The 9607-nt window shown below is 43.6% G+C and carries 3 protein-coding genes, 2 tRNA genes and 3 rRNA genes; 1 reads left to right on the top strand and 7 read right to left on the bottom strand.

Annotated elements, in window-relative coordinates; all coding sequences use genetic code 11:
- Positions 1 to 969 precede the first annotated feature (969 nt).
- Complete coding sequence (locus ATK78_RS22590) at positions 970 to 2004, top strand: COX15/CtaA family protein (protein WP_133578420.1); 1035 nt, start codon at positions 970 to 972, stop codon at positions 2002 to 2004.
- 28 nt (positions 2005 to 2032) lie between these two features.
- On the opposite strand, the gene ATK78_RS22595 is transcribed toward ATK78_RS22590, so the two are convergent.
- From ATK78_RS22595 to ATK78_RS22620, 7 genes are all read right to left on the bottom strand, one after another.
- Positions 2033 to 3469 (bottom strand): serine hydrolase domain-containing protein, encoded by a 1437-nt coding sequence (locus ATK78_RS22595; protein ID WP_133578421.1) that lies wholly within the window; start codon positions 3467 to 3469, stop codon positions 2033 to 2035.
- Between the two features lie 225 nt (positions 3470 to 3694).
- Positions 3695 to 3865 carry a hypothetical protein gene (locus tag ATK78_RS22835; RefSeq protein ID WP_166664951.1) on the bottom strand — a complete coding sequence of 57 codons (171 nt, stop codon included), beginning with the start codon at positions 3863 to 3865 and terminating at the stop codon, positions 3695 to 3697.
- A 169-nt stretch (positions 3866 to 4034) separates the two neighbouring features.
- Positions 4035 to 4146 (bottom strand): 5S ribosomal RNA (gene rrf, locus ATK78_RS22600).
- A 119-nt stretch (positions 4147 to 4265) separates the two neighbouring features.
- A 23S ribosomal RNA gene (locus ATK78_RS22605) occupies positions 4266 to 7144 on the bottom strand.
- A gap of 227 nt (positions 7145 to 7371) precedes the next feature.
- Positions 7372 to 7448 (bottom strand) — tRNA-Ala (locus ATK78_RS22610).
- Positions 7449 to 7464: 16 nt separating this feature from the next.
- Positions 7465 to 7539: transfer RNA gene (locus ATK78_RS22615), tRNA-Ile, on the bottom strand.
- A gap of 175 nt (positions 7540 to 7714) precedes the next feature.
- Positions 7715 to 9236 (bottom strand): 16S ribosomal RNA (locus ATK78_RS22620).
- The 16S, 23S and 5S rRNA genes sit together here with 2 tRNA genes alongside, the layout of an rRNA operon.
- Positions 9237 to 9607: the final 371 nt, after the last annotated feature.

Below are 9607 nucleotides of genomic sequence, written 5' to 3' on the forward strand. Positions count from 1 at the left end.
TAACCCCATGATCTACAGGCAGAAAAACTTGTAAGGCTCTCAGCTCTTTTTGCGAAAAAGCCCAAACCCTATGCTTAAAGGGAATATTCCTGATCTCATGGCAAACCTTTTTAATTCCGGAATCTCCCTTTTTAATCCAATAGCAACCTGATCAGGACTGGAAACCATGCTCCCGAATTGCACAAAAATGCATGGATAGACTGGCATCCATCAAAAACGGTATTCCAAAAACAGCATATTTAATCCCACAGCGACCTAATTAAAATACTAATCGAGCTGCTCAAAATTCCAGTTCACCATATTTTTAGATTTATAAAAACTGAAACTACCTCTTCTAAATGTTCCGGTAACACATAATATCACATCCAGAAGTATGCCTGAATATAAAAATAGATTATTCCAACAACTCATAAAGTCTCAATTTCTGTAATAATGACAGCTATTATCTGAAAGCATGACCTTCATCAATATTTGTTAACGAACAGATCTGCAATTTTGAAAGAAATCAATCTTAGCTGATCAATTTAAAATATGACTATTAATTCGCCTTAAAACAATGCTATTAATCTGCCCTGAAACAATCGTCGTTTTATTTATCCTTAAAACAATGCTATTAATCTGTCCTGAAACAATCGTCGTTCATTAGTCCTCAAACAATCGCTGTAAATCTGCCTTAAACAATTGTCGTTCATTTATCCTTAAAATCAATCGCTGTTAATCTGCCTTAAAACAATCGTCGTTCATTTACCCTTAAAACAATTATCCTTAAAACGATCGCTTGTTAATCTGTCTTAAAACAATCGTCGTTCATTTACCCTTAAACAATCGCTGATAATCTGCCCTAAACAATTGTCTTTCATTTATCCTTAAAATAATTGCTGTTAATCTCCCTGAAAACAATCACTATTATCTGCCTGAAAAACATTGCCATAATGAGCATGAAAAAATTAAATGAATTTGAAGTAACCTATGAAATCTAAAAACGATCGTCTGATTGCGACGTGGCTCTACTTTGGGGCCGGCACCATCATCATTCAAATATTGCTTGGAGGAGTAACCAGGTTAACAGGTTCAGGATTATCAATTACTGAATGGAAACCATTGATGGGATTTATACCGCCCATAGCGACCGATGAATGGGAGCTCAGCTTTGAGAAATACAAGCAGATTGCCCAATTCAAATTGATCAATTCCAGTTTTACGCTGGAAGATTATAAATCCATCTACTTCTGGGAATGGCTGCACCGGAACTGGGCACGTTTCATGGGACTGTGTTTTATACTCCCATTCTTCTTTTTATTGATTAAAAGAAAAATTTCCAATACATTGATCTTACCCATTTTTGTATTGTTTCTTCTTGGGTTGCTACAAGGGGCAATCGGATGGATCATGGTAAAAAGCGGATTAAATGATACAAATATAAGGGTTAACCACATCAGGCTGTCTATACATTTCATGGCCGCTATCCTCTTACTCGCTTATACCTTATGGATCGCATTTAAATTGAGCCTGAAAGATCTAAAAATGAGGCACCGCTTAAAATGTAATCTCTGGTCATTTTTACTTTTAATGGCTTTAGTTACACAACTATTTTATGGGGCACTCATGGCAGGAACCTCTGCGGCCCTTGCTGCACCGACATGGCCAACCATTAATGGATCCTATATTCCAGCGCAGGTATATAATCAGGGTTTTAATATTAATCACCTCAGCAGCGATTTGGTAACGATTCAATTTATACACCGAAGTCTTGCGTATTTAATTTGCATACTGACTATACTAATTTATATAAAGACCAGTTCATGGAAAATCAATAGAAAATTGGAGGTGGTCCGCCTGGTGCCTTTGGTAATCGTCTTTGCCCAATGTGCCTTAGGAATAGGCACACTATTAAACTGTTTGAATAATGACTATAAGATATATGCTGCACTCCATCAATTTATGGGATTATCATTATTCATTTCGATTCTGCTCTTACACTATTTGAATATCAAAAAAACATAACTGCAAAATCAGATCCGCTAAACTGATCTTATTGTTCTTTTTGGGCTTCCATTTCCTGCCCATTCTGAAAGAGCACCAAACTTTTCGCCATTCCCAGGTTATCCAATGTGAACTTCAATCTTGCTTCAACAACGGTATAGAAAAACTCGGTATTGTTCTCCGCATAGATCTCTACTTTAGGCTGCCCGCTTAACTGCGCATATACTTTATCCAGTTCAGAAGTGATCTGAAATTTTACCTGTGGTGCCATCTTAATAAAATATGTTCCCTCAACTGCCTTGATCTGTGCAGCAGTTAATTGAACGCTCTTTTTATAAGGAAGTCTTGTAGGAATAACAAATGGTTCATTGAATAAAATATTTTCAATGGCCTTATTCAGCAGATAAATACTCACAACGTTCCATTTATTAGTCAGCAAAATGATGGTTTTATGCTTTTCAGGATATCTCGATATGATGGTTTGATACCCGGGATAGCCACCACTGTGCATATACACTTGTCCTGTTTTCTTGTTTGGCGGCATAATCAGCCAGCCGAATCCATAAGGTAAGCCGCTTAATGCAGCTGGTTTGCCATCATTTAACCTGGCAGGTATATACCCCCGGTCCTGGTTCACTTTTTTAATAATTTTTTCTGTATACAATGCATTATCCCATTTAAGCAGGTCACCTACAGTGCTACTTATTCCGTACGGACCAGCTACACCATCAAAATAATACACATATTGATTTGCATACAGGCTATCACTAACCACGAATGTCTGTTTAACAGCATCATACACATATCCTAAAGCAAAATCAGGGATTTTAACCTTCCCTCTTGGCGCATAAACCTTTGTATTCTTCATCGATAAAGGAATGAAGATATGCTGATCCAGATATACATTAAATGGGGTACCAGAAACCTTTTCAACAATTAAAGCAAGCAATACATAATTTGTATTGGAATAAGAAAACTGATCTTTTGGCTTAAATGCCAATTTCTTAACATGTTTCTCCAGGGCAAGCAAAATGTCTTGATTGGTATTCATTTTTTTGATGTTAACCATATCACTGCTCCATCCCAAAAAATCGGGTAATCCTGAGGTATGCTGAAGAAGATCTTTTACCGTTATGTCTGCATATGGAAGTTTGGGGAAATACATTTGGATCTTATCGCTGTATTTTAGCTTTCCGCGTTCCTCCAATTGCATAATTGCCATTGCCGTGAATTGTTTGGAAACAGAGGCCAGTTCAAATTTAGTCTGAGCACCATTAACCTGTTTCTTTTCAAGATTGGCATAACCGAAAGACCGCTCATAAACAGGCTTTCCGAACTCTGCAATTAAAACAGAGCCGCTAATCAGACTATCTTTATTCAGCTGATTAAATAAAGAATCTAATTTGTCGGTTACAGACTGCCCTTTTGCCGAACACCCGGATAAAATTATAATAAGAACATTTAATATATAAAAGTAGCGTTTCATTTTTTTGCTTTAAATAAACCAAAGTTATAATTGCTTGTAACAACCAATCTGCAATATGGGACAATAATAAATCCGTTCGCAGGGCTGATAACTAAAAGGCAATATAGCCGGATTATTTTGAAATCTCCTATAACAGAATATATATAGAGAAAAATGCATTTTAATGATTCGATAAAGTATTCATTAGATATGACCCCGATCCGGAAAGATATATAAATTGGAGCACTAAGACTTTCTGAAGGTCTCCAGTGTCAGGAACATTTTCCCGTTACCGGGAATAAAGATAAATTCATATTTTCTATAAAAGCTAACCGCCTTTTCATCGATTGGATCAACAACAACGGCAAGCATGCCCAGCTGATCTCCAATGTTCAGCGAACGTTCCAGCGCATCCATTAACAGGAACTCTCCATACCAATTTTGAAAACTGTTAAAATCGGATTAACTTCTCATAGAATGGGAAGGTATGAGTAGAATTAGCGCAGTATATCGTGGTTTAATTGCGAATAAAAACGGTTATAAACAAGAAAACCCTGCAGCTGTTAGCTACAGGGTTTCTTTTAAGATCTGGCACCGACCTACTCTCCCACGTGTTACCGCAGTACCATCGGCTCTGGTGGGCTTAACTTCTCTGTTCGGAATGGGAAGAGGTGGACACCACCGATATAGGCACCTGAATATTTTTAATGTTAACGGACATCCCGCTGTACTTACCTTACGGCATACTGCAACTGTCCATAACAATGACATATTATTGAAAGAAGTTAGTTAGGAAGAACAAACAACAGTTCTATGCTCTTGAAAGCTTCGGATGATTAGTATTACTCGACTTTGATGTCACCACCTTTACATCTGTAACCTATCAACGTAGTAGTCTGCTACGATCCTATATGGAATTCTCATCTCGTGGCTAGTTTCGCACTTAGATGCTTTCAGCGCTTATCTATTCCCAGCGTAGCTACTCTGCAATGCCCCTGGCGGAACAACAGATTCACTAGAGGCTAGTCCAACCCGGTCCTCTCGTACTAAGGTCAGCCCCACTCAAAATTCCAACGCCCACAACAGATAGGGACCGAACTGTCTCGCGACGTTCTGAACCCAGCTCGCGTGCCACTTTAATCGGCGAACAGCCGAACCCTTGGGACCTTCTCCAGCCCCAGGATGTGACGAGCCGACATCGAGGTGCCAAACCTCCCCGTCGATATGAGCTCTTGGGGGAGATCAGCCTGTTATCCCCAGCGTACCTTTTATCCTTTGAGCGATGGCCCTTCCATGCAGAACCACCGGATCACTATATCCGTCTTTCGACCCTGATCGACTTGTCTGTCTCACAGTCAAGCAAGCTTATGCTATTGCACTCCTCATACGGTTACCAAGCGTATTGAGCTTACCTTTGAAAGCCTCCGTTACCTTTTTGGAGGCGACCACCCCAGTCAAACTACCCATCAAACAATGTCCTCCGCAGAGCGGAGTTAGACACCGAATACAGAAAGGGTGGTATTTCAACGTTGACTCCACGACGCCTGGCGACGCCGCTTCATAGTCTCCCACCTATCCTACACATCCTGTATCCAATGTCAATGTTAAATTGTAGTGAAGGTGCATGGGGTCTTTCCGTCCCGTTGCGGGTACCCGGCGTCTTCACCGGGACCACAATTTCACCGAGCTCATGGCTGAGACAGCGCCCAGATCGTTACACCATTCGTGCAGGTCGGAACTTACCCGACAAGGAATTTCGCTACCTTAGGACCGTTATAGTTACGGCCGCCGTTTACTGGGGCTTCGATTCAATGCTTCTCCTTGCGGATGACATCCCCTCTTAACCTTCCAGCACCGGGCAGGTGTCAGGCCTTATACTTCATCTTTCGATTTTGCAAAGCCATGTGTTTTTGTTAAACAGTCGCCTGGGCCTTTTCACTGCGGCTGATATTGCTACCAGCGCCCCTTCTCCCGAAGTTACAGGGCCATTTTGCCGAGTTCCTTAGCCATGATTCACTCGAGCACCTTAGAATTCTCTTCCCGGATACCTGTGTCGGTTTGCGGTACGGGTTTTTATAACCTGAAGCTTAGCGGTTTTTCTTGGAAGTCTGATTACCTGCGCTATCCACTTACCCGAAGGCTTGCGGTACTATCGGGTTTCAGCTGAGTCTGCGGATTTACCTACAGTCCCAATACCTACGCCCTTCAACGATCTATTCCGTCAGATCGCGGCAGTGTCACTACTCCGTCCCCACATCGCAGTTATAAAAAGTACGGTAATATTAAACCGTTGTCCATCGAATATCCCCTTCGGGTTCTCCTTAGGCCCCGACTAACCCTGATCCGATTAGCGTTGATCAGGAAACCTTATCCTTTCGGTGGGCGGGTTTCTCGCCCGCCTTATCGTTACTTATGCCTACATTTGCTTTTCCAGAAGCTCCACCACAACTTACGTCATAACTTCGCTGCCGCTGGAATGCTCCCCTACCGTAATATTAATATTACCCATAGCTTCGGTGTACAATTTAATGCCCGTTTATTATCCATGCCCGATCGCTCGACTAGTGAGCTGTTACGCACTCTTTAAATGAATGGCTGCTTCCAAGCCAACATCCTAGCTGTCTGTGCAATCGGACCTCGTTAGTTCAACTTAACTGTAACTTGGGGACCTTAGCTGATGGTCTGGGTTCTTTCCCTCTCGGCCCGTGACCTTAGCACCCCGGGCCTCACTGCAGTGTATATTAATTAGCATTCGGAGTTTGTCTGGATTTGGTAGGATTTGACTCCCCCGCACCCAATCAGTAGCTCTACCTCTAATTAACTTAACCACCACGCTGTTCCTAAAAACATTTCGGGGAGTACGAGCTATTTCCCAGTTTGATTAGCCTTTCACCCCTACCCACAGATCATCCGGAAACTTTTCAACGTTTATCGGTTCGGTCCTCCAGTACGTGTTACCGCACCTTCAACCTGTCCATGGGTAGATCACAAGGTTTCGCGTCTACCTCCCCTGACTATACGCCCTATTCAGACTCGCTTTCGCTTCGGATCCGTGTCTTAAACACTTAACCTTGCCAGAGAAGAGTAACTCGTAGGCTCATTATGCAAAAGGCACGCCGTCACGCCACCTGGACGCTCCGACCGCTTGTAAGCACACAGTTTCAGGTTCTATTTCACTCCCCTGTTCGGGGTTCTTTTCACCTTTCCCTCACGGTACTGGTTCACTATCGGTCTCTCAGGAGTATTTAGCCTTACCGGATGGTGCCGGCAGATTCCCACAAGGCGTCTCCGACCTCGCGGTACTCAGGATACTACTAGACTGGTATTACTTTCGTGTACGCGGCTCTCACGCTATATTGCCAGGCTTCCCATCCTGTTCCACTTCATTTTACCAATGCCACATCGTAGTCCTACAACCCCAGTTATGCCGTAACATAGCTGGTTTGGGCTCTTTCCCGTTCGCTCGCCACTACTTAGGAAATCATTATTATTTTCTCTTCCTCTGCTTACTTAGATGTTTCAGTTCGGCAGGTTTGCGTATTATATACGACTAGTCTTCAACTAGCCAGGTTTCCCCATTCGGAAATCACCGGATCAATTCATATTTGCTAATCCCCAGTGCTTATCGCAGCTTATCACGTCCTTCATCGCCTCTGAGAGCCAAGGCATCCCCTGTGTGCTCTTATTTACTTTCTTCTCTCCATAGCCTTTTGCGCCTATGGAAATGCTTTTTTTTGATAATCTGTTAACTTTTTAGCAGCTGTTCTGTGCAAGCACATCACTTCTACTTCAAGCTAACAACGTCTCTATTGTTGTTTGCTCTTCTTTTTTAACTTCTTCCAATATGTCAAAGAACTTTCAATCCCCGGAGTGCATTGCTGCATCCCTATTTTGTTCGCCTTTTTTTCTTGAAGGCGGGGTGATGGTGGAGAATAACGGAGTCGAACCGTTGACCTCCTGCGTGCAAGGCAGGCGCTCTAGCCAGCTGAGCTAATCCCCCTTAGAATTATATCCTGTAGTCCCGAGCAGATTTGAACTGCTGACCCCTACATTATCAGTGTAGTGCTCTAACCAAACTGAGCTACGGGACTATTTTTATCTTTGGTACCCTTGTTTAGAAGTCTCTTCGTCACAATTCCTGTACCTCTGTAATACCTGCTACCAGTTTGAAACACTAAACTATGGTTTCATCCTATGGGTTTTCTTTTTTGAGATCTATTGTCATTTTATATCATTTTACGCAGCGGGTAGTCAATCCTACTCCAGAAAGGAGGTATTCCAGCCGCACCTTCCGGTACGGCTACCTTGTTACGACTTAGCCCCAGTTATCGGTTTTACCCTAGGACGCTCCTTACGGTTACATACTTTAGGTACCCCCAACTTCCATGGCTTGACGGGCGGTGTGTACAAGGCCCGGGAACGTATTCACCGCGTCATTGCTGATACGCGATTACTAGCGAATCCAACTTCAAGAGGTCGAGTTGCAGACCTCTATCCGAACTGTGAATGGCTTTTTGAGATTGGCTTGCTGTTACCAGCTTGCTGCCCTCTGTACCATCCATTGTAGCACGTGTGTAGCCCCGGACGTAAGGGCCATGATGACTTGACGTCGTCCCCTCCTTCCTCTCTGTTTGCACAGGCAGTCTGTTTAGAGTCCCCACCTTAACGTGCTGGCAACTAAACATAGGGGTTGCGCTCGTTGCGGGACTTAACCCAACACCTCACGGCACGAGCTGACGACAGCCATGCAGCACCTAGTTTCGTGTGATTGCTCACTGGTCCATCTCTGGATCATTCACTAACTTTCAAGCCCGGGTAAGGTTCCTCGCGTATCATCGAATTAAACCACATGCTCCTCCGCTTGTGCGGGCCCCCGTCAATTCCTTTGAGTTTCACCCTTGCGGGCGTACTCCCCAGGTGGAATACTTAACGCTTTCGCTTAGCCGCTAACTGTATATCGCTAACAGCGAGTATTCATCGTTTAGGGCGTGGACTACCAGGGTATCTAATCCTGTTTGATCCCCACGCTTTCGTGCCTCAGCGTCAATGACACCATAGTAAGCTGCCTTCGCAATCGGTGTTCTGTGACATATCTATGCATTTCACCGCTACTTGTCACATTCCGCCTACCTCTAGTGTATTCAAGCTCTTCAGTATCAAGGGCACTGCGATGGTTGAGCCACCGTCTTTCACCCCTGACTTAAAAAGCCGCCTACGCACCCTTTAAACCCAATAAATCCGGATAACGCTTGGATCCTCCGTATTACCGCGGCTGCTGGCACGGAGTTAGCCGATCCTTATTCCTTCGGTACATTCAGCTCTCTACACGTAGAAAGGTTTATTCCCGAATAAAAGCAGTTTACGACCCAGAGGGCTGTCTTCCTGCACGCGGCATGGCTGGTTCAGAGTTGCCTCCATTGACCAATATTCCTTACTGCTGCCTCCCGTAGGAGTCTGGTCCGTGTCTCAGTACCAGTGTGGGGGGTCATCCTCTCAGATCCCCTAGTCATCGTCGCCTTGGTGGGCCGTTACCCCGCCAACTAGCTAATGACACGCATGCCCATCTCAATCCTATAAATATTTGATCATTGTATAATGCTATACTGTGATTTTATGCGGTGTTAATCCGAATTTCTTCGGGCTATCCCCCTGATTGAGGCAGGTTGCATACGCGTTACGCACCCGTGCGCCACTTTCCTCTCCAGCAAGCTGGAAAGTATCGTTCGACTTGCATGTATTAGGCCTGCCGCTAGCGTTCATCCTGAGCCAGGATCAAACTCTCCATTGTAAAATGTGTTGTTTGAACGCTGACCATTCTTAACTTGTATTAATAATAGTCTTTATTCTAATTGTATTGTCTGTCAGAACTTGACTTGAAAAACTTGTAAGGCTCATGTACTTTGAATCTGTACCTGTTTACCCCACTGCGTTTTATAAAATGACATCTCTTTAATGAACTTCTCGGCAGCACCTCACGGTCGCCTTTTTTTATATCTTCAATCTGCTCTGCCGGTTTTGGCCTGGTCTTTCTTGTCCAGCCCGCTGTTAGCTACGCATCTTTTCAATCTTGTTATTCCGCTTGAGCAGCTCCGCCGCTCAGCTCCCTTTTTGTTGGGACTGCAAAGGTAAGAATCTTTTTCATTCTGTCAAGCTTTTTTT

Source organism: Pedobacter metabolipauper, assembly GCF_004362715.1.
Taxonomy (GTDB): Bacteria; Bacteroidota; Bacteroidia; order Sphingobacteriales; family Sphingobacteriaceae; genus Pedobacter; species Pedobacter metabolipauper.

Excerpts from the sequence above, each read along its gene's own strand:
- ATK78_RS22595 (WP_133578421.1), bottom strand. The coding sequence starts at position 3,469 with ATGAAACGCTACTTTTATATATTAAATGTTCTTATTATAATTTTATCC.
- ATK78_RS22835 (WP_166664951.1), bottom strand. The coding sequence starts at position 3,865 with ATGGATGCGCTGGAACGTTCGCTGAACATTGGAGATCAGCTGGGCATG.
- ATK78_RS22590 (WP_133578420.1), top strand. The coding sequence starts at position 970 with ATGAAATCTAAAAACGATCGTCTGATTGCGACGTGGCTCTACTTTGGG.